Origin of the sequence: Pseudomonas macauensis (assembly GCF_047902425.1) — a bacterium.
GTDB lineage: Bacteria > Pseudomonadota > Gammaproteobacteria > Pseudomonadales > Pseudomonadaceae > Pseudomonas.
The window spans coordinates 5,039,204-5,063,932 of the sequence record NZ_CP138377.1 but is presented as its reverse complement, the minus strand read 5'-3'; the positions used below and the strand labels follow the sequence as shown (position 1 = coordinate 5,063,932).

The window sequence follows — 24,729 nt, the reverse complement described above, 5'->3', positions numbered from 1 at the left end:
ATCCAAGGCCTGGCGGGTTCAAGGGTTGTCCATGCTGTTTCGACGCGCCTGCCGGGCGGATCGTTCAGGCGAGACGTATTCGAGCTGGGCGGCGACCAGTTGCCGGGTCGGCTCGCCATAGCGGCTGGCGATGGCGGAGAGGGTCTGCTCCAGGCCGAGCATGGCGCTGCCGGACGGCTGCGGCAGCTCCGGCTGGCCTGCACCCTCGTCAGGGAGGAACAGCAGGCCACCAGCGCTGGTGACCGGCTGCCGGGCCTTCGCTTTCACCTCGGTGCGGAAGGTACGCGTCCAGGCATCCACGTTCAGCGCCAGGCTGACTTCATCGAAACCCGGTTGCAGCACCACGGCGAAGGTGTCGCGGCGCCAGAACGCGAGGTAGTTGCCCGCGGCGGTCAGGTAGCCGCTGGCGCCCAGGGCGAAGTGCTGGCTGTCATGCCGTGACGACCACTCCGGCACCCCCAGTTCCTGTGCCAGCTCCATGGCCCTCGCCGTTCCAGCGATGGCGTCCACCAGCGCCAGGGAGGCGGGCAGGGCGGCGGTGACGCCGGCGGTGGTCATGAGATTGCCGTCGACCACGTAGCGGCGGTTCTCCAGCCAGAGCGCATCGGGAAAGTCGGCCAGACGCTGGCCGCGCGAATACCAGTGGCCGGTGGCGCGCCGCTGGTGCAGCAGACCGGCGTGGCCCAGCACCAGCACGCCATCGCAGACGCCGATCACGATCGCGCCCTTCGTTGCCTGCTCGCGGATGAAGCCGACCAGGGCAGGGGCTTCGCTGTCATGCACGGCTGGTACTACCACATAGTCCGCGCCTTGGGGAAAACGTTGCCTGAACTCGTCGAGGGTGGCCTGCGGCTGTATTTTCAGCGCCGGCAGCAGTTGTACCGGGCCGGATTCGGTCGCCAGCGCCTGGACCTCCGCCACAGCGGAGCGGCGCAGCACGCCGAGCGGTACCACATAATCGGCCAGTTCGGTCATGCGGTTCTGGGCTACCACGGCGATCACCGGCCGCTCTCGGCCGAAACGCGGTTGATACGGCGGTAACGATGCTTCGCCGGCCTCTGTCTGGGCCGCGACGATCAACAGGACGATGAGCAGGAAAGTGTGGGGGCGCATGGCGATCTCCAGGGCGGGACTTTCAGCTTGCCCGGAGCGAATCTGTCACTTATGACAGCAATGAGTGAATATCTGCCAATGGCCTTCCTGGAGATTGCCCGGATGAGTACTCCTCACCCTGTGCTGTTACTGGTCTTCCCCGACTTCCAGTTGCTGGACGCCACGGGACCGGCGGACGTGTTCGCCGCGGTGGATGAACACCTTCTGCCGGTCGCGCGACCGGCTTATCGTCTGCAGGCCCTTTCACCTGTCGGCGGGTTGGTGCGCTCCAGCACCGGCCTGGAACTGTCCACTTCGCCACTGCCTGAGCCGGCGGAAGCGTCGGGGTGCACGCTGCTGGTCGCCGGCGGTTACGGCGTTCAGTCGGCCATGCAGCAAGGGGAAATCGCCCGCTGGCTGGCACAGGCGGCGCCCCTGGCCGCACGTTGCGGCTCGGTGTGCACGGGCGCCTTCCTGCTGGCCCAGGCCGGGCTGCTGGACGGCCGTCCGGTGGTGACCCACTGGCGCTACACCGAGTTGTTGCAGCGGCTGTTTCCTCGCGTGCAGGTGATGCCGGACGCCCTGTTCGTACGTGACGCGCAGCTCTACAGCTCCGCCGGGGTTACCGCCGGCATGGACCTGTGCCTGAGTCTGGTGGAGGAGGATCACGGTCGCGAGCTGTCACTGAACGTTGCGCGAGGACTGGTGATGTATCTGCGCCGTCCCGGCGGGCAACGACAGTTCAGTGCGGAATTGCTGGCCCAGCAGGCTCCGCCGAACGGGCAGATGGAGCAACTGGTGGCATGGCTGCGGAAGAGGCTTGATCAGACGCTGGACGTGGACGCGATGGCCGCGCAAATGGCGATGTCGACGCGGACCCTGCACCGGCATTGCCAGGCGGAGATGGGCATGACGCCGGCCAAGCTGCTGCTGCAGTTACGTCTGGAAAAGGCCAGCAAATTGCTGGAGGGTGGAGAGTCTTCGCTCAAGCGTGTGGCGCAGCACACGGGGTTCGGCAGCGAGTACAACCTGCGGCGCGCCTTCGTGCAGGCTCTGGGTGTAACGCCCGGGGAGTACCGGCAGCGCTTTTGCCGATGAGCAGGGACGGATGCGCGGTGCGCATCCGTCCACTCTGGCCTCAACCGCGGTGGCGGCCGCGGAAGAAGTCGATCAGGCCTTGGGTGGAGGCGTCCTCGGCGGCGCTTTCCTCGCTGCCCACCAGACGGCCGTAGATCGCCTTGCCCAGCTCCTTACCCAATTCCACGCCCCACTGGTCGAAGGCGTTAATGCCCCAGAGGATGCTCTGCACGTAGACCTTGTGCTCGTACATGGCGATCAGCGCGCCCAGGCGGCGGGCACTGATGCGCTCCATCACCAGGGTGTTGCTCGGGCGGTTGCCCGGGATCACCTTGTGCGGCGCCAGACGCTGCACCTCCGCCTCGTCCAGGCCCTTGGCGCGCAGTTCGGCCTCGGCTTCGGCGCGGCTCTTGCCGGTCATCAGGGCCTGGCTCTGCGACAGGCAGTTGGCGTACAGCCATTGGTGATGGTCGGCCACTGGGTTGTAGCTGGACACCGGGACGATGAAGTCCGCCGGAATCAGGTGGGTGCCCTGGTGCAGCAACTGGTGGTAGGCGTGCTGGCCGTTGCAGCCCACGCCGCCCCAGATCACCGGGCCGGTGCCGGCGGAGACCGGGGTGCCGTCCTGGCGCACGCTCTTGCCGTTGGACTCCATGTCCAGCTGCTGCAGGTGGTCGGTGATGTTCCGCAGGTAGTAGTCGTAGGGCAGGATCGCGTGGCTGCGAGCGCCCCAGAAGTCGCCGTACCAGACGCCGAGCAGGCCCAGCAGGACCGGAATGTTGCGCTCGAAAGGCGCGGTGAGGAAATGCTGGTCCATGTTGTAGGCGCCGGACAGCAGTTCCTTGAAGTTGTTGATCCCCACCGACATGGCGATCGGCAGGCCGATGGCCGACCACAGCGAGTAGCGACCGCCGACCCAGTCCCACATGGGGAAGACATTTTCCGGGCGGATGCCGAAGGCGGCAGCCGCCTCCTTGTTGCTGGAAACCGCGATGAAGTGGCGGTAGAGCTCTGCTTCGTTACCGCCCTGGGCCAGGTACCAGGCGCGGGCGGCCTGGGCGTTCTTCAGGGTTTCCAAGGTGCCGAAGGACTTCGACGAGACGATGAACAACGTGGTCTCGGCGTTGAGCTTGGCGGTCATCTCACGGAACTCACTGCCGTCGATGTTCGCCAGGTAATGGCAACGCACGCCTTTCTGGGCGAACGGCAGCAGCGCCTCGGACACCAGCTGCGGGCCGAGGAAGGAGCCGCCGATGCCGATGTTCACCACGTCGGTGATCGGCTTCTCAGTGTAACCGCGCCACAGGCCGTTGTGCACGGCGGATACCAGCTCGGTCATCTGGTGCAGTACGCGGTGCACCTCGGGCATCACGTCCTTGCCATCCACCAGCACCTTGTCGCCGATGGGGCGGCGCAGCGCGGTGTGCAGTACCGGGCGGCGCTCGGAGGCGTTGATCACGTCACCACGGAACATCGATTCGATGGCCTCGCCCAGCCTGGCCTCTTCCGCGAGCTTGACCAGTAGCTCGAGGGTGTCCTGGCGGATCAGGTTCTTCGAGAAGTCGAGGAACAGGCCGCAGGCGCTGAGGGAGAAGCGCTTGAAGCGCTCAGGGTCCTTGGCAAACGCCTCGCGCATCGAGAAGTTCTGTAGCTCCTGGCGATGGACGGCCAGCGCCTGCCAGCTCTTCAATTGCGTGGCATCCAGCGGAGTGAGGTGGTGTTCCATGACGTACCTTCGGGGGTGTGGCGTGCGTGTTTGAACGTTTGCTCTCGACCTTGAAAGAAGCCCGGTGGTTCCGGGCTTTTTCTGGGTCAGGCGAGCTGAACCGGGATGGCGTTGCTGGTGTGGCTGAGTTCGTTGCCGGGCGCCATGTACAGCATGCGCGGCTTGTAGCCTTCCAGCTCGGCGTCGCTGAACTGAGCGTACGCGCAGATGATCACCCGGTCACCCACCTTGGCCTTGTGGGCAGCGGCGCCGTTGACCGAAATCATTCGCGAGCCTTCCTCGCCACGGATGGCGTAGGTGGTGAAGCGTTCGCCGTTGTCGACGTTGTAGATCTGGATCTGTTCGTACTCGCGGATCCCCGCGAGATCGAGCCATTCGCCATCGATGGCGCAGGAGCCTTCGTAATCGAGCACGGCGTGGGTGACTTCGGCGCGGTGCAGTTTGGCTTTGAGCATGATGCTCTGCATGGCGTGGCTCCTCTTTTTCTGGATACGGGAGTGCGGTGCGAGTATGCCCGAGCACCGGAGACCCCTCAAGGCCGCGGCTGGCGCGGCCTTGAGGCGAGATTCCGGTAGTCGTGCGGGGGTTTAGTCGATGTGGAAGGCGAGATTGTCGATCAGGCGAGTGGTGCCGAGGAAGGCCGCCACCAGGATCACCAACTGACGATCTTCTGCCGTTGCCGGACGCAGCCCGGCCGATTCGCGGATTTCCAGGTAGTCGATGCGCAGGCCGGCCTGTTCGATCTGCTGGCGCCCTTCGGCGAGCAGCGCTGCGTAATCACGCGCACCGCCACGAACCTGCTCGGCGAGCTGTTTCAGGGTGCGGTAGAGCACCGGCGCGGTAGCGCGTTGGTCATCGTTCAGGTAGCCATTGCGCGAGGACAGCGCCAGGCCGTCCTCGGCGCGCACGGTCGGCTCGCCGAAGATCTGCACCGGCAGGTTCAGGTCGCGCACCAGCTTGCGAATCACCGCCAACTGCTGGAAGTCTTTCTCGCCGAACAACGCCATGTCCGGCTGGACCATGTTGAACAGCTTGCACACCACGGTGGCGACGCCATCGAAGTGCCCAGGACGGCTGCCGCCGCACAGGCCTTCGGAGACGCCGGTCACGTGCAGGCGGGTCTGGCCGTCCATGCCGTCGGGGTACATCTCCTCGACGGTCGGCGCGAACAGCAGGTGGCAGCCGGCGTTGAGCAATTTCTCCTGGTCGGCGGCGAGGGTGCGCGGGTACTTGTCCAGGTCTTCGCTGGGGCCGAACTGCAGCGGATTGACGAAGATGCTGGCAACGACGAAATCGGCGCGCTGGCTGGCCTTGGTCACCAGCGCGGCGTGGCCGGCGTGGAGGTTGCCCATGGTCGGGACCAGCGCGATGCGCTTGCCTTCGCTGCGTGCGCGGGCCACCGCGGCACGCAGCTCGCGGACTGTTTTTACCGTGTTCATGAGGCGAATCCGTGCTCCGGGCCGGGGAAGGAGCCGTCTTTCACGGCCTTGACGTAGGCGACCATGGCCGAAGCGATATCCGGCTGGCCCTCCATGAAGTTCTTCACGAACTTCGGCGCGCGGCCGGTCAGCGACAGGCCGAGCATGTCGTGCATCACCAGGACCTGGCCGTCGGTGCCGGCACCGGCACCGATGCCGATCACCGGGATTTTCACCGCTTCGCTGATTTCCTGGGCCAGCGCCGACGGAACGCACTCCAGCAGCAGCATGGCGGCACCGGCCTGTTCCAGGGCGATGGCGTCGGCGCGCAGCTGGCGGGCCTGGTTTTCCTGGCGGCCCTGGACCTTGAAGCCTCCGAACAGGTTGACTGACTGCGGGGTCAGGCCCAGGTGCGCGCATACCGGAATGCCGAGCTGCGCCAGGCGCACGATCGGCTCGGCGAGCCAGGCGCCGCCTTCCAGCTTGACCATGTGGGCGCCGGCCTGCATGACCGTTACCGAATCGCGCAGCAGACGTTCCAGGGACGTACCCGATTCGAACGGCAGATCGGTGAGGATCAGCGAACCCTTGTTGCCGCGCTTAACGGCGGCGGTGTGGTAGGCCATGTCCTGGATGGTGACCGGGAGCGTGCTGTCGTGTCCTTGCAGCACCATGCCCAGGGAGTCACCGATCAGCAGCACGTCGGCGCCGGCCTGGCTGGCAACGTGCGCGAACGTGGCGTCGTAGGCGGTCAGCATTGCGATCTTCTCGCCGCTTTGCTTGAGACCTTGCAGGGTGGTCAGGGTGACATCAGGCATGAAAGTGTCCTCAGTTCTGCGCCGGGCAGGGGCAAACGGGCACCTATAGTCCGGATGGGGCGGACCGAAGTCAATTGCGGGTGTTACCGGACTGTTACGGCGTTACTGCCACTGCGCCCCACATGGGGCGCAGGATGCCTCAGGACAGCCGCTCCAGGCCGGAGAACGGACAGGCGGCCAGCAGGTCGGGCAGCGTCTTGCCGTTGGGCAGTTGCAGATTTGGGGCGAGGTCTGCCAGCGGGTAGAGCACGAAGGCGCGGGCGTGCATGTGGTAGTGCGGCACGCACAGGCGCGGTTCGTCGATCAGGCGGTCGCCGAACAGCAGGATGTCGAGGTCCAGCGTGCGCGGACCCCAGCGTTCGTCCTTGCGCACCCGGCCCTGTTCCAGTTCGATGGCTTGCAGGGCGTCGAGCAGCGCCAGCGGTTCCAGTTCGGTATCCAGCGCCGCCACGGCATTGACGTAGCGCGGCTGATCCGGCGGACCCAGCGGGTCGCTCGCATAGAGAGGGGAGACCCCCGCCAGCGTGGTCGCCGGCAGTTGCTGAAGGGCCTTCAGCGCCGCCTCGAGTTGCTGGCGCGGCTCGGCGAGGTTGCTGCCGAGTCCGAGGTAGACGCGCTCGCTCATTCGTTACCGACGCCTTCACCGCTGTTACGCGGACCGCGACGACGGCGATTGGCACCGCCACGACGGCGCTTGCGCGGCGCGCCGCTGCTTTCTTCCTGGCTGGAGAGGTTGCGGATCATGCCGCGACGCTCGCCATCGCTGGCTTCCTGGTAGTCGGTCCACCAGTCGCCCAGGCCGCCGGTTTCCTCGCCGGCGCTCTCGCGCAGCAGGAGGAAGTCGTAGCCGGCGCGGAAGCGCGGGTTTTCCAGCAGCAGGTCGGCTTTCTTGCCCTGGCGGCGCGGCAGGCGTTCCTGCATGTCCCAGATCTCGCGGATCGGGATGGTGAAGCGCTTGGGCACCGCCGTGCGCTTGCACTGCTCGATGATCAGCTCGTGGGCGGCTTCCTGCATCGCAGGGATCGGCGGCATGCCGCGCTCCTGCAGCTTCAGCGCGCGAGCGGGCAGGGCGGGCCAGAGTAGCGCGGCGAACAGGAAGGCCGGCGTAACCGGCTTGCCCATGCGGATGCGTTCGTCGGTGTTGGCCAGCGCCTGACGCATCAGTTTGCCGGCGTATTCGGGGTCTGCTTTCAGCGCCTTGGCACTGGCCGGGAACAGTGGTGCGAACAGGTCGTACTCGTTGAGCAGCTCGAAGGTGCGCTCGGCCTTGCCGCTCAGGAACAGCTTGAGCACTTCGTCGAACAGGCGCGCCGAAGGGATTTCGTTGAGCAGGTGCGCCAGGCGGCGGATCGGCGCGGCGCTGTGCTTCTCGATCTCGAAGTCCAGCTTGGCGGCGAAGCGTACGGCGCGCAGCATGCGCACCGGGTCTTCCAGGTAACGCTGCTCCGGATCGCCGATCAGGCGCACCAGGCGGTTGCGGATGTCATGCACGCCGTGAGCGTAGTCGAGGATGCGCTCGCCGGTGACGTCGAAATACAGGGCATTGATGGTGAAGTCGCGGCGTTGCGCGTCATCTTCCAGCGTGCCGTAGACGTTGTCGCGCAGGATGCGCCCGGCTTCGTTGCGCGAGGCGTGGGCGCTGTCGGCATCGTCATCGGTCTGCGGATGATTGGCACGGAAGGTGGCGACTTCGATGATCTCGCGGCCGAAGTGGACGTGGACCAGCTTGAAGCGGCGACCGATCACCCGTGCATTGCGGAATTCCGCGCGAACCTGCTCGGGGGTTGCGCTGGTGGCGACGTCGAAGTCCTTCGGCGCAATGCCCAGCAGCGGATCGCGTACGCCGCCGCCGACGATGTAGGCCTGGTAGCCGGCCTTCTGCAGGCGTTCCACGACATTCACCGCGTTCCTGCTGAACTGATCCCGCCGCAGCGAATGCTGATGGTTGCCAATGACTTCCGGGGTAGTGCGGACGGCGCGCGGACGGCGCAGTGGGGATCGGATGGACTGGATCAGCTTTTTCAGCATGTGTGCACTATCGGGGAATGAATGTAGGGGTAGCCAGCGCAGAACCCTGTAGCCTGGGGCTTTCGAGGGGATGTCTGCTGCCTGGAAACAAATGGCAGCAATTCCGGTGCCGTCTGCGCCGCGGCGATTCTAGCATCGTGGGGTGGGATGATGAAGAAAAGAGGAAAAAAGGACTTGCGGGGAGAAGGGGAGAGGGTGTAGCGAAAGCTACTGGGGGAGCCGAGGCTCCCCCCCAAATAGGTGCGTGCTTTGTTTTTATTATGATGCCGGGCTTGTTGTTTTTGTTTGTTGACCCGTCCCTCGAAGCCAGTTGCTTCGGGGATGCTCCCCATGAGGGGATCCAATAGCAAACGGATTGCTTTGGTCGCTGAGTAAGCGATGATCTTGCGATCCAACCAGTCCTCGTGCTGCCTTCAAGCAGTTTTATTCTTCTCTGACTGGTTGCGGGACTGATCCCGACGGCTACTCTTCTCCAAAAGAATCAGTTAGCTGCGCCTCCGCGATTTTGTTTTTGTTGTGCTGGAGTCGTTTCGTCTTGTTCTTATTTTGAGTTGTCGTGCTTGTTATTGTTGTTGTGCCAATAACAAAGCAGATGCCGTGCCAACTTTTGCAAATCCTTATTTTTCAAGGGTTTGCGAGGATTCATCCCTGAGGGGCGGGCACAAAAAAGCCGGGTTTTCGTTACCGATGAACCCGGCTTTTGTTACGGAGCATGTCCCCGGTAACAGTGTGGGGACCTGTTACGAGTCCGCCGACGCACCCGATTTGCGGCGCGGGATACCCAGGCGCTGGCGACGTTCCCACAGGCATTTGCGGCTGATCCCCAGCTTGCGGGCCAGCTCGGTTTCGGTCATGTGATCCTGGTGTTCGAGGACGAAGTGCTGGAAGTAGTCTTCCAGCGACAGGTCCTCGGTGGGCTCGTGGTTGCTGGCGTTGCCGTTGGCGGGGCGGGCGTCGAGCTCCTCCGCGAAGTCGTCTTCCAGATCGTCCAGTTCGATGTCGATGCCCAGCAGGTCGGCCGGAATCTCCAGGCCTTCGCTGAGGATCACCGCGCGCTCGATGGCGTTCTCCAGTTCGCGCACGTTACCCGGCCACGGGTAGTGGCGGATGGCCTGTTCGGCTTCGTGGGAGAAGCTCAGCACCGGGCGCCCCATCTGGGAGCACTGGCGCGCCAGGAAGGCGCGTGCGATCTCCATGACGTCCGCGCCACGCTCGCGCAGGGGCGGCAGCTTCAGCGAGATGACGTGCAGGCGGTAATAGAGGTCTTCGCGGAACTGGCCGGTCTTGGCCAGCATCTTCAGGTCGCGGTGGGTGGCGGCGATCAGACGCACGTCGACCTTCTGCGACTGCACCGAGCCCACGCGGCGGATTTCGCCTTCCTGCAGCACGCGCAGCAGGCGCGCCTGGGCTTCCAGCGGCAGTTCGCCGATCTCGTCGAGGAACAGGGTGCCACCGTCGGCGGCTTCCACCAGGCCCGCGCGGCCGGCGCTGGCGCCGGTAAATGCCCCCTTCTCGTGGCCGAACAGTTCGGATTCGATCAGGGTTTCCGGGATCGCCGCGCAGTTCACCGAAATCAACGGTGCCTTGGTGCGCTTGGACAGGTTGTGCAGGGCGCGGGCGACCAGTTCCTTGCCGGTACCGGACTCGCCCTGGATCAGTACGTTGGAATCGGTGGGAGCGACCTTGCGAATCTTGGTGTACAGCTCCTGCATCGGCGGGCAGGAGCCGATGATGCCGATTTCGCCGTCCGCCGGGGCGGTGTTACCGCTGCTACGCTCGGCCGCCTTGGCGTTACCGCGGGCTTCCGCCGGGGCGTTACGGGCTTCCTGGCGATCCTTGAGGATGCGCGCCACGGCCTGGAGCATTTCGTCGTGGTCGAAAGGCTTGGCGATGTAGTCCACCGCGCCCATCTTCATCGAGTCCACTGCCGAACGCAGGCTGGCGTAGCTGGTCATGATCAGCACCGGGGTGCCCTGGGCCAGCTTGATCAGTTCGGTGCCGGGTGCGCCGGGCAGGCGCAGGTCGCTGACGATCATGTCGAAGGTCGGGATGCTGTAACGCTCCTGGGCCTCCTGCACCGAGCCAGCTTCGCTGACCTGGTACTGGTTCCGCTCGAGCAGCCGTCGCAGGGCGGAACGGATGATGGTTTCGTCTTCGACGATGAGGATATGTGCCATGTATTCAGCTCTCTCGACGTGCTCGTTTACTGCTCGGCCGTCGGGCCAGGATGCCGCGGCAAAGTGACGCTGATGCGGGTGCCGCATTCGCGTTCGGGGTCAGCCGGGCTGTCTATGGTGATTTGCCCATAATGCTCTTCCACGATCGAATAGACCAGTGCGAGGCCCAGGCCGGTCCCCTTGCCGGGGTCCTTGGTCGTGAAGAAGGGCTCGAACAGGCGCTCGATGATCGACTTGGGAATCCCGCTGCCTTCGTCCTCGACGATCAGGTCGACGGTTTGCTCCTGAGCCTCGGTGCGTACGCGGATCGCGCCATTGGGCGGCGAGGCGTCGCGGGCGTTGGAGAGCAGGTTGATCAGGACCTGGGCCAGGCGCTGGGAATCGCCTTCGACCCAGTGCGCCGGATCGCACAGGTTGAAGAACTGCACGTCGACGCTGCGCTTGTTCAGCGACAGCAGGCCGATGGCTTCCTGGGCGACGTCGGCCAGGCACACCGGCTCGGCCGCCACCTGCTTGCCGCCGGCATGAGCGAAGCTCATCAGCGACTGCACGATGCGCGACACGCGCTTGGTCTGTTCGAGGATCTGTCCGCTGATCTCGGTCAGCTCGCTGTCGCCCTCGCGTTCTTCGCGCAGGTTCTGCGCGAGGCAGGCGATGCCGGTGATCGGGTTGCCGATCTCGTGGGCGACGCCGGCGGCCAGGCGGCCGATGGAGGCCAGGCGCTCGGAGTGGATCAGCTTGTCTTCCAGGGACTGGGTCTCGGTGAGGTCTTCCACCAGCAGCACCAGGCCACTGTTACCGGGCGCGAGGGGCTCCTCGATCGCCGCCTTGTGCAGGTTCAGCCAGCGGGTCTGGCCCTCGATGGACAGGCGTTGTTTGTGCAGGTGTTCGTCCGGCGCTTCGATGAAGCCTTCCAGAAGCCCCTTCCAGGGATCCGGCAGGGCGGCCAGGCGCGAGCCGACCACGCGTTGCGCGCTGACCCCGGTGAGGTCTTCGATGGCGCGGTTCCACATGAGGATTTCCTGGTCCTTGGCCAGCGAACACACGCCCATTGGCAGATCCTGCAGGGTCTGCCGATGGTAGCGACGCAGGGTGTCCAGTTCGGCGGCCAGGCCGGTGAGCCGGGAGTGATAGTCCTCCAGGCGGCTCTCGATGAAGTGGATGTCCTCGGTAACGTAGCTTTCGCTGCTGGCTTTATAGGGCAGGAAGGTTTCCACCATGTCCTGCGCCACGCTCGGGCCCATCAGGCCGGAGAGGTTGGCTTCGATGCGATCGCGCAGGCGGCGCAGGGCATAGGGACGGCGCTCGTCGAAGGGCAGGTGCAGGTCGCGCAGGGCTTGCTCCACCTCGCGCTGGGCGGTTTTGGCGCCCAGTGGCTTGGACAACTGGCTGGCGAACTCCTGCGGGGAGACGGCGATCAGCTCGCGGCGTTGCGGGCGGCGGACATTGTCCACGGCACAGGCTTCGGCGGCGCCCTTTTCCTCGTCGCTGGCCTCGGTGAACAGCGAGACCAGGGTGAACACCAGCACGTTGGCGGCCAGCGAGGCCAGCGCCGCGAGGTGCCAGGTGGTGTCGTCGAGCACGTAGAGCGAATCGAACAGCGGCACGTAGATGCTCTGCAGGTTCGCCATCAGCGGGGTGAGCATGGTCATGCCCCACACCAGCATGCCGGCCACCAGGCCGGCGATGAAGCCGCGACGGTTGGCGGTCGGCCAGTAGAGCACGGCCAGCGCGCCGGGGAGGAACTGCAGGGTGGCGACGAAGGAGACTATCCCTAAGTTCGACAGGTCCTGCTCGGCGCCCAGCAGCAGGTAGAAGGCATAGCCGGCCATGATGATCGCGGCGATCAGTGCGCGGCGGGTCCACTTCAGCCAGCGGTAGATGTTGCCTTCGGCTGGCGGCTGGTAGAGCGGCAGCACCAGGTGGTTGAGCACCATGCCCGAGAGCGCCAGGGTCATCACGATGATCAGGCCGCTGGCGGCGGAGATGCCGCCGATGAAGGCGGTGAGCGCCAGGGCCGGGCTGTCCACCGAGATACCCAGGCCGAGGGTGAAGTATTCCGGGTTGGTCGAGGCGCCCAGGTGCAGGCCGGCCCAGAGGATTGGCGGCACTGCCAGGCTCATCGGCAGCAGGAACAGCGGCAGTCCCCAGCTGGCGCTGAGCAGCGCGCGCGGGTTGAGGTTCTCGGTGAAGGTCATGTGGAACATGTGCGGCATCACGATGGCCGAGGCGAAGAACACCAGCAGCAGCGTGCGCCACGGTCCCTCGGCCAGCGGCGTGTGCAGGGTGCTCAGGGCTTCCTGGTTCTGCAGCAGCCAGACTTCCAGGCCATCCGGCCCGCCGAACACGCCGTAGAGGGCGAACAGGCCGATGGCGCCCAGCGCCACCAGCTTGACCAGCGACTCGAAGGCGATCGCCATTACCAGCCCTTCATGGCGCTCACGGGTGGCGATGTGGCGCGCACCGAAGAGGATGGCGAACAGGGTGATCAGCGCACAGAAGGCCAGTGCCGCGCGGTTGGGCTCGGACTCGCGGGTGAGGATGCTGATCGAGTCGGTCACCGCCTGGATCTGCAATGCCAGCATCGGCAGCACGCCGATCAGCATGAACACCGTGGTCAGAGCGCCGGCCCAGGTGCTGCGGAAGCGGAAGGCGAACAGGTCGGCCAGCGAAGACAGCTGGTAGGCGCGGGTGATGCGCAGGATCGGGTAGAGCAGCACCGGCGCCAGAAGGAAGGCGCCGGAGACGCCCAGGTAGATCGCCAGGAAGCCGTAGCCGTACTGGTAGGCGAGGCCGACCGTGCCGTAGAAGGCCCAGGCGCTGGCGTACACACCCAGCGACAGGGTGTAGATCAACGGATGGCGCACCAGCCAGCGGGGCACGAAGCCACGCTCGGTGATCCAGGCGACACCGAAGAGAACCATCAGGTAGGAGGCGCTGATCAGGATCAGCTGGGTAAGGCTAAAGCTCGTCAGCATCGCGCTGGCTCTGCAGGATGAAGGTGACGACGATCAGGATCAGCCACAGCAGGTAGGGTCGGTACCAGGCGCCGTGGGGCTCGATCCACCAGTCCATGATGGCCGGTGAGAACAGGTAGATGCCCACGACCAGGAGCAACACCAGTCGATAGATGTACATGTCGTCTCTCTCGTTGTTCGGCGGGCAGGCTACCTGTGCGCACAGTCGCCGGCAAGCCGGCCAGCGCTTGGCAGATCTTGTAGGAGCGAGCTTGCTCGCGAACGAACCCCGCGGTGGGGACCGGGTTCGCGAGCAAGGACTCGGCGTCCCCCTCGCTCCTACGAAAAGCAGTCCGCGAAACTCAGCGTGGCGCGATGTGCGCCACGGTCAATTGTGCAGCCTTATACAAGTCTAGAGGCGCGCGTCTTCCAGCGTCAGGCTGCGGGGGATGGCGGTCGCGTCCCAGTTTGCGATGCCCCAGGCGAGCACGTCGCGTGGCGTGGCCTGCAACAGCTCGGCGGGCGGGTTCTGGCCCAGCGCTTTCAGCGCGCGTACCAGCAACGGAGCGGCCTGGTCGGCTTCCAGCGGCGGCGAGCGGTAGGACTTGCCCAGCTTGTGGCCATCGGGCTGGATGATCAGCGGTACGTGCAGGTAACACGGCACGGCGATGCCGAGCAGTTCCTGCAGGTAGAGCTGGCGCGGGGTGTTGTCCAGCAGGTCGGCGCCGCGAACGATATCGGTCACGCCTTGCCAGGCATCGTCCAGCACCACGGCCAGCTGATAGGCGAACAGCCCGTCGCGGCGGCGGATGATGAAGTCGCCCACTTCGCGGCCCAGGTGCTGGCGGAACTCGCCCTGCAGGCGATCGGTGAAGCGGTATTCCAGTTCCGGCACGCGGATGCGAATGGCGACGTCGCCGTGCCAGTCGTGCTGGGCGTCGCGGCAGGTACCTGGATAGATGCCGCCGGTGCCTTCGAGCTGCTTGCGCGAGCAGGTGCAGGCGTAGGCCAGGCCGCTGCGCAGCCATTGCTCGACCTGCGCGGCGTAGGCATCGCCGCGCTCGCTCTGGCGTTCCACCGGGCCGTCCCATTCGAAGCCGTAGCGTTCGAGGGTCTCCAGGATCGCTGCCTGGGCGCCGGGCATCTCTCGCGGCGGGTCGAGGTCTTCCATGCGCACCAGCCATTTGCCGCCCACTGCGCGCGCGTCCAGGTAGGACGCGACGGCGGCCACCAGCGAACCGAAATGCAGGTAGCCGCTGGGCGTGGGGGCGAAACGTCCGACGTAGCGGGAGGCGGGCATGAAAGCTCTCTGGAAAGAAAAGGCATAAACGAAACGGGGCGCCGCAGCGCCCCGTTCGGGATCAACCAGGCTCAGGAGCCCAGCTGCTTTTCCTTGATTTCCGCCAGGGTCTTGCAGTCGATGCACAGGGTGGCGGTGGGGCGGGCTTCCAGACGGCGGATGCCGATCTCGACGCCGCAGGAGTCGCACCAGCCATAATCGTTGTCTTCGATCAGTTGCAGGGTCTCGTCGATCTTCTTGATCAGCTTGCGCTCGCGGTCGCGGGCGCGCAGCTCGAGGCTGAACTCTTCTTCCTGGCTGGCACGGTCGGCCGGGTCCGGGAAGTTCGCCGCTTCGTCCTGCATGTGGTGCACGGTGCGGTCCACTTCTTCCATCAGCTCAACTTTCCATTTGTTGAGGATGGAGGTGAAGTGCGCGCGCATGCGATCGCTCATGTACTCCTCGCCCTTGGTTTCCTGGTAGGGCTCGAAGCCACGAATCAGTTGGCTGCTCTGTTGTTTTGCTTTGGTGGGCATGGATGACCGCCTCTCACTCTCGCTAATCCTCTCGCGGATGGTCCTTCTCCGGCACTGCCGGCCCCGCGCTCGCAAGCGGGCGAACTTACCAGAACGATAACCGCGATGCTACTCCCGGTTGTCGAGCCTGCCGTCTCCCGCACATGACCTGGCGACCTGGTCGCCGATTCGATGGCCATCGCTATCGAATTTTCTATAAACACTTGCACGATCGCCTGTTTTTCATGAACGAAACGTGCATTTTCAACCAGTAATGACCGGGTTTCGGTGGTGCCCCTGTGTCACTCGGTGGCCTGTTAGAATCCCTACCTTGTCGCAAAGTTCGGAAAACCTATGGCTACTTCCTTCAGTGCACGCAGCCGCGCCATCGAGCCCTTCCACGTCATGGCGCTGCTGGCGCGCGCCAACGAGTTGCAGGCCGCGGGCCATGACGTCATACACCTGGAAATCGGCGAGCCGGATTTCACCACCGCCGCGCCGATCATCGCCGCAGGCCAGGCCGCGCTCGCCGCAGGACATACCCGCTACACCGCCGCCCGGGGCATACCGGCGCTGCGCGAGGCCATCGCCGGCTTCTACGCCGATCGTTATCGCCTGTCGATCGACCCGCAACGCATTCTGATTACGCCCGGTGGCTCCGGCGCGCTGCTGCTCGCCAGCAGCCTGCTGGTGGACCCGGGCAAGCACTGGCTGCTGGCCGATCCGGGCTATCCGTGCAATCGCCACTTCCTGCGCCTGGTCGAAGGCGCCGCACAGCTGGTGCCGGTGGGGCCGGAGAGCCGCTACCAGCTCACGCCCGACCTCATCGAGCGGCACTGGGATCATGACAGTGTAGGCGCTCTGGCGGCATCGCCGGCGAATCCTACGGGCACCGTGTTGCACCGGGATGAACTGGCCGCGTTGTCCTCCGCGTTGAAGGCGCGCGGCGGCCATCTGGTGGTCGATGAGATCTACCACGGCCTGACCTACGGCATGGACGCCACCAGTGTGCTGGAAGTGGATAATGATGCCTTCGTGCTCAACAGCTTCTCCAAGTATTTCGGCATGACCGGCTGGCGCCTGGGCTGGCTGGTGGCGCCGACCGACGCGGTGGGTGAGCTGGAGAAGCTGGCGCAGAACCTCTACATCAGCGCGCCGAGCATGGCCCAGCATGCCGCGCTGGCCTGCTTCGAGCCGGAAACCCTGGCGATCTTCGAGGAGCGCCGTGCCGAGTTCGCCCGTCGCCGCGACTACCTTCTGCCGGCGCTGCGGGAACTGGGCTTCAGCATCGCGGTGGAGCCGGAGGGTGCCTTCTATCTGTACGCGGATATCAGCGCCTTTGGCGGCGATGCCTATGCGTTCTGCCAGCACTTCATCGAAACCGAGCACGTCGCCTTCACCCCGGGGGTGGACTTCGGCCGCTACCAGGCCTCGCACCATGTGCGCTTCGCCTACACCCAGAGCGTCGAGCGCCTGCAGCAGGCGGTGGAGCGCATCGCCCGTGGCTTGAAGAGCTGGCGTCCCTGATGCGTTTCGAGCCGGCGCTGGAGGAGGCGCGCCTGATCAAACGCTACAAGCGCTTCCTGGCAGACATCGAGACCGCCCGTGGCGAGCGTCTGACCATTCACTGCCCGAACACGGGCTCGATGCTCAACTGCATGAGCGAGGGCTGCCGGGTCTGGTTCAGCCGCTCCAGTGACCCCAAGCGCAAGCTGCCGGGCACCTGGGAGCTGGTGGAAACGCCGCAAGGGCGCCTGGCCTGCGTGAACACCGGGCGCGCCAACCGGCTGGTGGAGGAAGCGCTGCTGGCCGGCCGCGTGGCTGAGCTGACGGGCTTCGACGAGCTTCGCCGCGAGGTGGCTTATGGACAGGAGAACAGCCGCGCCGATTTCCGCCTGATGTTTGCCGGCAAGCCGGTGTACGTCGAGGTGAAGAGCGTGACCCTGGGTTTCGACGACACCAGGGTCGCCGCCTTCCCGGACGCCGTGACCCAGCGCGGCGCCAAACACCTGCGCGAGCTGGCGGCGCTGGCCCGCGAGGGCATGCGGGCCGTGCTGCTGTATGCGGTGAACCTCTCGGACATCGACGCGGTGCGCCCGGCGGCGGAGATCGACGCGGCCTATGCCGCAGCGCTGGCGGAGGCGCATAACGCCGGGGTGGAAGTGCTGGCCTATGGTGCGCAGATCGATACGCAGGAAATCCGTCTTGGCCAGCCGTTGAAGGTATTGTTGTAGTCCGGATTCCGCTGCGAGGATCGTTCGCGAGCAAGCTCGCTCCTACAGATCTGCGTCGCGCTGCTCTTTGTAGGAGCGAGCTTGCTCGCGAACCGGCCCAGGTAGAGTTCCCAACCTAGTCCTCTTCCTGCTCATCCAGCCAGATTCCCTGCTCATCCTCATGACAGGGCAGGGCCTCCAGCCCATCCCTCAGGCACGGCCCCTGGATGCACTCCCCGGTTTCGATCAGGAACAACGCCCCATGGTGGCCGCACTGCAACAGGCGGCCACTGCTATCGAGAAAGTTCTCCGCGTCATAGCCCAGCGGGATTTCCCGGTGTGGGCAGCGGTTGCGGTAGGCGTAAAGGCGGCCTTGGCGGCGCACTACGAAGAGGTTCAGGCCGCCGGCCTTGAAGCCCCGACTCTGGCCTTCGGCCAGTTCGTGCGGGGCGCAGAGCAGGATCATCAGGTTCTCCATCCGGGGCGGGCATTATCCGCGCACGGATGGCGGCACCGGAAGAGGGTGCACATCCTTGTGCTGAAGAGGGTGAGCCGGCTGGCCGTGGCATGACGGTCGCGCAGAGTGCAGCGATCCGGTGACGGCTGTTCTCGAAGAGGGGGACGCCAGGGGATGTTCAGCCAGCCGCTTGTGCCCGGCAGTCATCGCCGCCAGGCGTGTACGGGGTCGGTTTCGTCGATGTCGTGCCGGGGCTGTGCCAGTGGCCAGAGCGGGCCGCTGTCGAAGCGATTGCAGGGCCACATCATACCCTAGGCAGGGGGCTCCATGGATTGGGGGCGCTGTGTAGCGGCGGATCGAAGATGGGTGGGTGAAAACTCGGCACAGACCATAGCGGCAGACAAATCTAAATGCAAATTGTTATCAGTGGATGATTTGCTGTGGCACGGCTTCTCTGTTGCACGGCGCGACGGGTTTCCCATGAACGAGGATTTCTGCGATGCCCAAGCACCGTGCTGCTGCTCGGGCATGCCGGCGGCCACAACCTGGCCACGCTCGCGGGCTACAAGGCACTGTCCATCGAGGCGCTGGTCGCGCCCGACCCGCAAGTGGTGATACTCCATCCGACGTTCCTGGAGGGCGGTCTGGGGCCGAGCATTCCGGATGGATTGGCCAGTCTCTCCCGAGCCTTTTATCCTTCCGCGCAGGCCCTGAACTCGGAAGGTCGTCCTTGACTCGGATCGTTGTTGCTCGACCGCTGCTCCTGCTACTCGGTTTTCTTCTGCTGCTGGTTGTCTGGCTGTCGCTGGCCCTTGGCCCGGTGAGCCTGCCGTTGGGCGACACCTTGCGGGCACTGGCGCGCCTGATCGGCTTGCCGGTGTCCGCCGACGCCCTGGGGCAGGCTGAACTGATCGTCGGCCAGATCCGCCTGCCGCGTACCCTGCTGGGTGTCGCCACCGGCGGCGTGCTGGCGCTGGCTGGCGTGGCCATGCAGGGGTTGTTCCGCAATCCGCTGGCCGACCCCGGCCTGATCGGTGTTTCCAGCGGCGCGGCCCTGGGGGCGGCGATCGCCATCGTCTTCGGTGCCTCCATCGGCGGGCTGCCGGAAGCACTCGCACCTTATCTGCTGTCCGCCTGCGCTTTCGCCGGTGGCCTGCTGGTGACGGCGCTGGTCTATCGCCTGGGCCGGCACAACGGGCAGACCAGCGTGGCCACCATGTTGCTGGCGGGCATTGCGCTCACGGCGCTGGCCGGGGCGCTGATCGGGCTGTTCACCTACCTGGCTGACGACGCCACGCTGCGTACGCTGACCTTCTGGAACCTGGGCAGCCTGAACGGCGCCAGCTATCACCGGTTATGGCCGTTGCTGCTGATCACTCTGCTGGTGGCCTGCTGGTTGCCGCGTCGGGTGGATGCGCTGAATGCGCTGCTGCTGGGCGAGTCCGAAGCGCGTCATCTGGGCTTCGACGTCGAACGCCTGAAGGTCGAGCTGATCCTGTGCACCGCGCTGGGCGTCGGTGCGGCGGTGGCGGCGGCCGGCATGATCGGCTTCATCGGCCTGGTGGTGCCGCATCTGCTGCGCCTGATCGTCGGCCCCGATCACCGGATACTGCTACCGGCGTCCATGTTCGGCGGCGCCATCCTGCTGCTGCTCGCCGACCTGGTGGCACGGCTGGCGCTGGCGCCGGCGGAACTGCCGATCGGCATCGTCACCGCGCTGATCGGCGCGCCGTTCTTCCTTTACCTGCTGATACGGGGGCGCTCCTGATGCTGACGGCGGAGAACCTGCTGGTGAAGCGCGGCACGCAGACAGTCCTGCAGGACGTGAGCCTGGCCTTGCAGCCGGGCGAAGTGCTTGGCGTTCTGGGGCCGAACGGTGCTGGCAAAAGTACCTTGCTGGGCGCTCTCAATGGCGAGCTGCCGCTGTCCGGCGGTGCCGTGCGCCTTGATGATCGTCCGCTGGCGGATTGGCAGGGCACCGACCGGGCGCGCCGCCTGGCGGTGCTGCCGCAGTCGTCGACGCTGAATTTCGCGTTCACGGTCGAAGCGGTGGTTGGCTTCGGTCGCCTGCCCCACGACAGCGGCCGCCAGCATGACCGCGATATCGTCGCGGCGGCGCTGGAGGCCGCGGATGCCGCCCATCTGACCGGACGCAGCTACCTGGCGCTTTCCGGAGGGGAGCGTCAGCGTGTGCATCTGGCGCGTGTACTGGCACAGCTGTGGCCGGGCGGTGCGGAGCAGGTGTTGCTGCTGGATGAGCCGACTTCGGCGCTCGATCCGCTGCACCAGCACACCACGCTGCAGGCGGTGAGCGAGTTCGCCAAGCGCGGCGCGGCGGTGCTGGTGATCCTGCATGACCTGAATCTGGCGGCACGTTACTGTGATCGCCTGCTGTTACTGCACCAGGGGCGGTCGCATCTGCAAGGCACACCGGAGGAGGTGCTGCGCGCCGAGCCGCTGCGCACCGTGTTCGGGCTGGACGTGCTGGTCCAGCGGCATCCCGAGCGCGATCATCCACTGATCATCGCGCGCTGAATGGAGTTCACGTGAAGTACCTGCTGATTCCTGTGCTGGCGCTGTTGGCCGCTTGCCAGAGCCACATTTCCGCGCCGCCGCTGCCGACCTGGCAGAGTCCGGAGGGGCGTGACAATGTCGAGCTGGGCGTCATTCGCGACCTGCACAGCGGCGAGCAACTCACGCCGCAACAGTTGCTCGACCGGCTGGCCTCGGCGCCGCGCGTGCTCGTGGGCGAGCAGCACGACAATCCGGACCATCACGCCCTGGAACTCTGGCTGGCGCGCGCCTTGGCTGCGCGCCGCCCGAGCGGCAGCGTGTTGATGGAGATGATCAATCCGAACCAGCAGTCACGTGTTGCCGCCGCCCAGGTGGCAGCGGCCAGGGACGAGATGCCGACGGATCTGCTCGGCGCATTGGCGTGGCAACCGGGGTGGGACTGGTCGCTCTACGGCCCATTGGTGACCTGGTTGGTGAAGCAGCCGGCGGCGCTGCTCTCGGCCAACCTGGATCGCGGCGAGATCATGCGCATCTATGCCGAGCAGCCACAGTTGAAGGGCGTGCGTTCCACGACGGATGCCGTGCGCAACAGCCTGTTGGAGGACATTCGCGAATCCCACTGCGGCCTGCTGCCGGAAAACCAGTTGCCAGCAATGCTGGCGGTGCAGCAACAGCGCGACCGGCGCATGGCGGAGCGCCTGAAGGCGGCGCCGGAGCCTGCGCTCATGATCGCTGGTGGCTTCCACGCGCGGCGCGATCTGGGCGTGCCGCTGCACCTGGAAGACCTGGGGGCGACGCAGGGCATGCAGGTGCTGATGCTGGCCGAGGTGGGCAAGACGGTTGCGCCGGCGCAGGCGGATTACGTCTGGTACACGCCGGCGCTGCCACCGACGGACTATTGCGCGGCGCTGCGCCAGTAGCTCAGGCAGCCAATCATGGACGGGGCCTGAAGGCCCCGTTTTCGTTGGCGTTGTATTTGGCGCGGGCAAAAAAAGACCCGGCAAGGTGCCGGGTCGAAACCGTGATTAGCCTGATGAGGAGATAATCTGAAGAGTCCGACTACGTGGTCTCTCGAGCTTATCCAACTGGCTTCGCAACCAGTTGGTTAATAATAACCATTATCAATTGAGAGTCAATGCTTTTTTCTGCCCGTGATCGATGGCGGGATTGGGGGGATCGCCGCCCTCGATGAAAAAACGCAGGCAAAAAAAGACCCGGCAAAGTGCCGGGTCGAAACCGTGATTAGCCTGATGAGGAGATAATCTGAAGAGTCCGACTGCGTGGTCTCTTGAGCTTACCGTCTGGCCTCGCGACCAGATGAGTCAATAATAATCATTATCATTTAAGAGTCAACCTCCTTTCGCAAAGTTTTTCGCGCCCGCGAAAACGTTCCGCCGAAAAACGAAAAGCCCGGCACTGGGCCGGGCTTCCGCTGGGGATGCGCCTCAGCTGGCCTGTCGTTGCACGCGCAACTGGGTGACTTCCTTGTTCAGCAGGTCGATGCGCCGGGCCATGCCTTCGATCAGGCTGTGGGCGATGCGCGGGTTGCTCTGCATCAGGCCGAGGAACTGGTCCTTGGGGATGACCATCACCGTGCAGGGCTCGCTGGCGATGACCGAGGCGCTGCGTTTCTCGCGGGTGAACACCGCCATGGCGCCGAAGATCTCGTCCTTCTGCACGTCACCGACCTTCTGCCCGTCGACGAAGGCTTCCGCGTGGCCTTCGATGATGATGAACACGTGCTCGGCGTCGTCGCCCTGCTCGATCAACTGAGCGCCGGCGGCGAAATGCTGGAAGCCGGTGGCCGGGCGGATCTCTGGCTGCTTCAGGTGCGCCAGGGCGTCGGAGAGCAGGGCGGTATGGCCGATCAGGTAGTGCAGGAACAGCTCCTGGCGGTGCTCGTCGGCATGGATATGGCGGAGCACGTCGCTGCGCAAATACGGGATCAGGCACAGCGGCTCTTCGGTGACGTATCGGCAGGGCGGCAGATCGATGCCCTGGCGCAGGCCGACCAGGTCGCCCTCCTGCAGATAGAACAGCGGGCGTTCGTCCACCAGGGCATGGACCAGGCCATTCTCGATGAGAAACAGATGCTTGTCGGGCAGCTCGGCCTCGAGATCGTCGGAACGTTCGAGGCGAATCGGATCGCCGCTGGAGGCCAGGCCAGCAAGCAGTTGCACCGGAATTCCCTGCAGGCGGTTGATCAGCTCATCGGCATAGGCAGGTTGTTCACCGAGTAGGTACATGGCCGTAATTCCTTGAATGGCGGCAGTCGAGGGCGCACGAAGGGCCCTGAGACCATAAGCGGACAGGTACTTTTGCGTAAAGATTTTCCCACGGAGCTTGTGAGCTAGCTCTTGTTCCTCATGGGGAAAGTCTCAAGCTCGCCCAGGAGCGCGGCCTTGTGGGCCGGTGGAAGGTCATTCCAGTGCACGTCGAGCAGGGCCCCTTCGATGGCATACAGCAGCACCTTCGAAGCACGGAAACCACGGGCCCTGACCGCCCGGTAAGCGCCAACGGCGCCCAGCCGGCGGAGGTCGGAGGCACTGTGGATGCCTACGGCATGCAGCCACTGGGCGGAGGTCTTGCCAAGATTCTTCAGGTGCAGCAGTTCGTCGTTCATCGTCGGTCCTTGCGATGCGGCACGATCAGGCATGGGGTTCAGGGCCGTGAACTGCTCATAGCGGCCGGGTATACACAAGGCAAGTGTAGCGTGGCTTTGTGATATCGCCCTGCGCGAGCGGCAGGGCGGGAAAGGGCGGGGATACGCGGGCCGGAGCTGCCTTCCTGGCGATTCCGGCCGGTGCAGGAGTCAGAGCCCCGGGAGGCGCTGGCGGATGCTGGCGACCAGGGCGTCCAGGCTGGCGGCATCCGGGGTGTCGACGCGCTTGCTGTGCTGCTGCTCTTCGTCGCTGAGCGGCTCGCGGGCGGCCTGCTGGGCCTGGACGGTCGCCAGGGTGGCGTCCGACGGGTCGTTGCCTTCGCTCTGGCGTTGGGCGAGCCAGCCGGCGATGACGCTTTCCGGCGCATGGCAGTCGAGGATGAGGAAGGGCACGCCGGTTTCCTCGGCCATCTTCCAGGCGGCCGCACGCTGGTCGCGCTTGAGGAAGGTGGCGTCCAGCACCACCGGGTAGCCGGCGCGCAGGATGTCCGCGGCCAGGGCGTTCAGGCGCTGGTAGGTCGCCAGTGTGGCGTCGGCGGAGTAGATGCCGCTCTGGTGCTGGCCGCGTTGCTCGGCGCTTTGTTCGCCGAACAGGCGCTTGCGCTCGACGTCGGAACGCAAGCGGATGGCGCCCAGGGCTTCCACCAAGCGCAAGGCCACCTGGCTCTTGCCAACGGCGGATACGCCGACGGTCACGGCCAGGAAGCGCGACGGGATGGCACTGTAGCTTTCCGCCAGGTTGGCGTAGTTGCGGTACTGGCGCAGGGTCGCGGCCTTCTGCACGGCGTCGGTCTGGTGCGCCAGGCTGAACAGAGCGATCTTGGCGCGCACCAGGGCGCGATAGGCCTTGTAGAAGTTCAGCAGCTCCAGCGACTGGTAGTCGCCGGTGAACTCCAGGTACTGGCTGACGAAGCGCCGCGACAGGCACTTCAGGCCGCGGTCTTCAAGGTCCATGGCGAGGAAGGCGTAGTCGGCGGTGACGTCGGTGAAGCGGAAGGGTTCGTTGAACTCGATGCAGTCGAACAGCACCACCTTGTCGTCGATGATGGCGGCGTTGCCCAGGTGGATATCGCCGTGGCACTCCCGGATGAAGCCGTTGGCCTTGCGCGACTCGAACACGCCGTGCAGGCGCTCGAAGCTGGACTCGGCCCAGGCTTCCAGGGCATCGAGCTGCAGCAGGTCGGCCTTGTCCGAGAGCAGCGGGCGGATCTGCTCGAAGTTCTGGCGCACGGGAGCCATGCAGGCGTCCGGGGTGCCCAGCGGGTGTTCGGCTGGAACCTGCGGGGTGCGCAGGTGGAACTCGGCGATCTGCAGGGCCAGTCCGTCGATATGCGGGGCGCCGAGTTCGCCGCGGGCCTGCACTTCGCTGAGCAGCTGGGATTGCGGGAATTCACGGCACTGGATCATGTACTCGATGGCCGGACCCTCGCCGCCCAGGCGCGGAGCACTCTCGCTGCCGGTGATCGGCAGCACGTCGAGGTACAGGCCTTCGGTGAGGCGCTGGTTGAGGCGCAGCTCTTCCTCGCAGAAGTGCTTGCGCGCGGCCAGGTCGGTGAAGTCGAGGAAGCCGAAGTTGACGGGCTTCTTGATCTTGTAGACGTAGGAGCCGGTGAGCAGGACCCAGGAAATGTGGGTTTCGATGACCCGGAAGCTTTCGACCGGATGAGGGTAGAGCGCCGGGTTCTGCAGCGCAGCGATCAGAGTCTGGCTCACGTTATGTCCTTGTCTGTCTATTTTCGAGAGGCAGGCATTATGGCCGCTGGGTCTGGTGGTGCAAACCCGCGAGGCAACCATTC

23 protein-coding genes are annotated in these 24,729 nt (G+C 65.2%); 7 read left to right on the top strand and 16 right to left on the bottom strand.

Annotated features, from left to right (window positions below; all coding sequences use genetic code 11):
• Positions 1 to 18 precede the first annotated feature (18 nt).
• A complete protein-coding gene (locus SD196_RS23240; protein WP_416310723.1) occupies positions 19 to 1,113 on the bottom strand; it encodes a DJ-1/PfpI family protein in 1,095 nt (364 codons plus the stop codon).
• A gap of 60 nt (positions 1,114 to 1,173) precedes the next feature.
• On the opposite strand from SD196_RS23240, the gene SD196_RS23235 reads away from it, so the two are divergent.
• A complete protein-coding gene (locus SD196_RS23235; RefSeq protein ID WP_416310722.1) occupies positions 1,174 to 2,190 on the top strand; it encodes a GlxA family transcriptional regulator in 1,017 nt (338 codons plus the stop codon).
• 40 nt (positions 2,191 to 2,230) lie between these two features.
• Here SD196_RS23235 and pgi read toward each other — a convergent pair whose 3' ends face one another.
• The 11 genes from pgi to dksA all read right to left on the bottom strand — a co-directional run bounded on the left by pgi (position 2,231) and on the right by dksA (position 15,108).
• On the bottom strand, positions 2,231 to 3,895 hold the full coding sequence (gene pgi, locus SD196_RS23230) for a glucose-6-phosphate isomerase (RefSeq protein ID WP_416310721.1): 1,665 nt from the start codon (positions 3,893 to 3,895) through the stop codon (positions 2,231 to 2,233).
• 86 nt (positions 3,896 to 3,981) lie between these two features.
• Positions 3,982 to 4,362: an aspartate 1-decarboxylase gene (gene panD / locus SD196_RS23225; RefSeq protein ID WP_045216800.1), complete on the bottom strand. Its 381-nt coding sequence runs from the start codon at positions 4,360 to 4,362 to the stop codon at positions 3,982 to 3,984.
• 120 nt (positions 4,363 to 4,482) lie between these two features.
• Complete coding sequence (panC, locus tag SD196_RS23220) at positions 4,483 to 5,334, bottom strand: pantoate--beta-alanine ligase (protein WP_275608695.1); 852 nt, start codon at positions 5,332 to 5,334, stop codon at positions 4,483 to 4,485.
• Entirely contained in the window at positions 5,331 to 6,131 is an 801-nt protein-coding gene (panB, locus tag SD196_RS23215; protein WP_331317405.1) for a 3-methyl-2-oxobutanoate hydroxymethyltransferase, read from the bottom strand. Before panB ends, panC begins: the two co-directional genes overlap by 4 nt.
• A 139-nt stretch (positions 6,132 to 6,270) precedes the next feature.
• On the bottom strand, positions 6,271 to 6,756 hold the full coding sequence (folK, locus tag SD196_RS23210) for a 2-amino-4-hydroxy-6-hydroxymethyldihydropteridine diphosphokinase (protein ID WP_343577187.1): 486 nt from the start codon (positions 6,754 to 6,756) through the stop codon (positions 6,271 to 6,273).
• Positions 6,753 to 8,159, bottom strand: coding sequence for a polynucleotide adenylyltransferase PcnB (locus SD196_RS23205; RefSeq protein ID WP_331317401.1), 1,407 nt, complete (start codon positions 8,157 to 8,159; stop codon positions 6,753 to 6,755). The genes folK and SD196_RS23205 overlap by 4 nt, the downstream gene beginning before the upstream one ends.
• Before the next feature lie 740 nt (positions 8,160 to 8,899).
• Positions 8,900 to 10,336 (bottom strand): sigma-54 dependent transcriptional regulator, encoded by a 1,437-nt coding sequence (locus SD196_RS23200; protein ID WP_343577193.1) that lies wholly within the window; start codon positions 10,334 to 10,336, stop codon positions 8,900 to 8,902.
• Between the two features lie 26 nt (positions 10,337 to 10,362).
• Positions 10,363 to 13,314 (bottom strand): sensor histidine kinase, encoded by a 2,952-nt coding sequence (locus SD196_RS23195; protein WP_331317399.1) that lies wholly within the window; start codon positions 13,312 to 13,314, stop codon positions 10,363 to 10,365.
• A complete protein-coding gene (locus SD196_RS23190) occupies positions 13,298 to 13,474 on the bottom strand; it encodes a hypothetical protein (RefSeq protein WP_275608689.1) in 177 nt (58 codons plus the stop codon). The genes SD196_RS23195 and SD196_RS23190 overlap by 17 nt, the downstream gene beginning before the upstream one ends.
• Positions 13,475 to 13,705: 231 nt before the next feature.
• A complete protein-coding gene (gene gluQRS / locus SD196_RS23185; protein WP_343577198.1) occupies positions 13,706 to 14,593 on the bottom strand; it encodes a tRNA glutamyl-Q(34) synthetase GluQRS in 888 nt (295 codons plus the stop codon).
• 71 nt (positions 14,594 to 14,664) lie between these two features.
• Positions 14,665 to 15,108, bottom strand: a complete 444-nt coding sequence (dksA, locus tag SD196_RS23180) for an RNA polymerase-binding protein DksA (protein WP_015478905.1) — start codon at positions 15,106 to 15,108, stop codon at positions 14,665 to 14,667.
• 333 nt (positions 15,109 to 15,441) lie between these two features.
• Between dksA and SD196_RS23175 the strand changes: the two genes are divergently transcribed.
• Both SD196_RS23175 and sfsA read left to right on the top strand, forming a co-directional pair.
• Positions 15,442 to 16,614: a pyridoxal phosphate-dependent aminotransferase gene (locus tag SD196_RS23175; protein WP_343577205.1), complete on the top strand. Its 1,173-nt coding sequence runs from the start codon at positions 15,442 to 15,444 to the stop codon at positions 16,612 to 16,614.
• The gene (gene sfsA / locus SD196_RS23170; protein WP_275608686.1) at positions 16,614 to 17,321 is read left to right on the top strand and encodes a DNA/RNA nuclease SfsA; all 708 of its coding nucleotides are present in this window, start codon (positions 16,614 to 16,616) and stop codon (positions 17,319 to 17,321) included. The genes SD196_RS23175 and sfsA overlap by 1 nt, the downstream gene beginning before the upstream one ends.
• A 115-nt stretch (positions 17,322 to 17,436) precedes the next feature.
• On the opposite strand, the gene SD196_RS23165 is transcribed toward sfsA, so the two are convergent.
• On the bottom strand, positions 17,437 to 17,766 hold the full coding sequence (locus SD196_RS23165; RefSeq protein ID WP_416310720.1) for a Rieske (2Fe-2S) protein: 330 nt from the start codon (positions 17,764 to 17,766) through the stop codon (positions 17,437 to 17,439).
• Positions 17,767 to 18,269: 503 nt separating this feature from the next.
• Here SD196_RS23165 and SD196_RS23160 point away from each other — a divergent pair.
• The 4 genes from SD196_RS23160 to SD196_RS23145 are packed head-to-tail and all read left to right on the top strand — an operon-like array spanning position 18,270 to position 21,191.
• Entirely contained in the window at positions 18,270 to 18,491 is a 222-nt protein-coding gene (locus SD196_RS23160; RefSeq protein WP_416310719.1) for a hypothetical protein, read from the top strand.
• Positions 18,492 to 18,541: 50 nt separating this feature from the next.
• A complete protein-coding gene (locus tag SD196_RS23155; RefSeq protein WP_275612013.1) occupies positions 18,542 to 19,525 on the top strand; it encodes a FecCD family ABC transporter permease in 984 nt (327 codons plus the stop codon).
• Positions 19,525 to 20,292 carry a heme ABC transporter ATP-binding protein gene (locus SD196_RS23150; RefSeq protein ID WP_343577210.1) on the top strand — a complete coding sequence of 256 codons (768 nt, stop codon included), beginning with the start codon at positions 19,525 to 19,527 and terminating at the stop codon, positions 20,290 to 20,292. The genes SD196_RS23155 and SD196_RS23150 overlap by 1 nt, the downstream gene beginning before the upstream one ends.
• A gap of 11 nt (positions 20,293 to 20,303) precedes the next feature.
• Positions 20,304 to 21,191 carry a ChaN family lipoprotein gene (locus SD196_RS23145; protein ID WP_343577212.1) on the top strand — a complete coding sequence of 296 codons (888 nt, stop codon included), beginning with the start codon at positions 20,304 to 20,306 and terminating at the stop codon, positions 21,189 to 21,191.
• A gap of 525 nt (positions 21,192 to 21,716) precedes the next feature.
• On the opposite strand, the gene SD196_RS23140 is transcribed toward SD196_RS23145, so the two are convergent.
• From SD196_RS23140 to SD196_RS23130, 3 genes are all read right to left on the bottom strand, one after another.
• On the bottom strand, positions 21,717 to 22,517 hold the full coding sequence (locus SD196_RS23140) for a Crp/Fnr family transcriptional regulator (protein ID WP_275608682.1): 801 nt from the start codon (positions 22,515 to 22,517) through the stop codon (positions 21,717 to 21,719).
• 104 nt (positions 22,518 to 22,621) lie between these two features.
• The gene (locus SD196_RS23135; protein ID WP_207882802.1) at positions 22,622 to 22,894 is read right to left on the bottom strand and encodes a TfoX/Sxy family protein; all 273 of its coding nucleotides are present in this window, start codon (positions 22,892 to 22,894) and stop codon (positions 22,622 to 22,624) included.
• A 189-nt stretch (positions 22,895 to 23,083) separates the two neighbouring features.
• Positions 23,084 to 24,646 (bottom strand): AAA family ATPase, encoded by a 1,563-nt coding sequence (locus SD196_RS23130; RefSeq protein WP_343577215.1) that lies wholly within the window; start codon positions 24,644 to 24,646, stop codon positions 23,084 to 23,086.
• Positions 24,647 to 24,729: the final 83 nt, after the last annotated feature.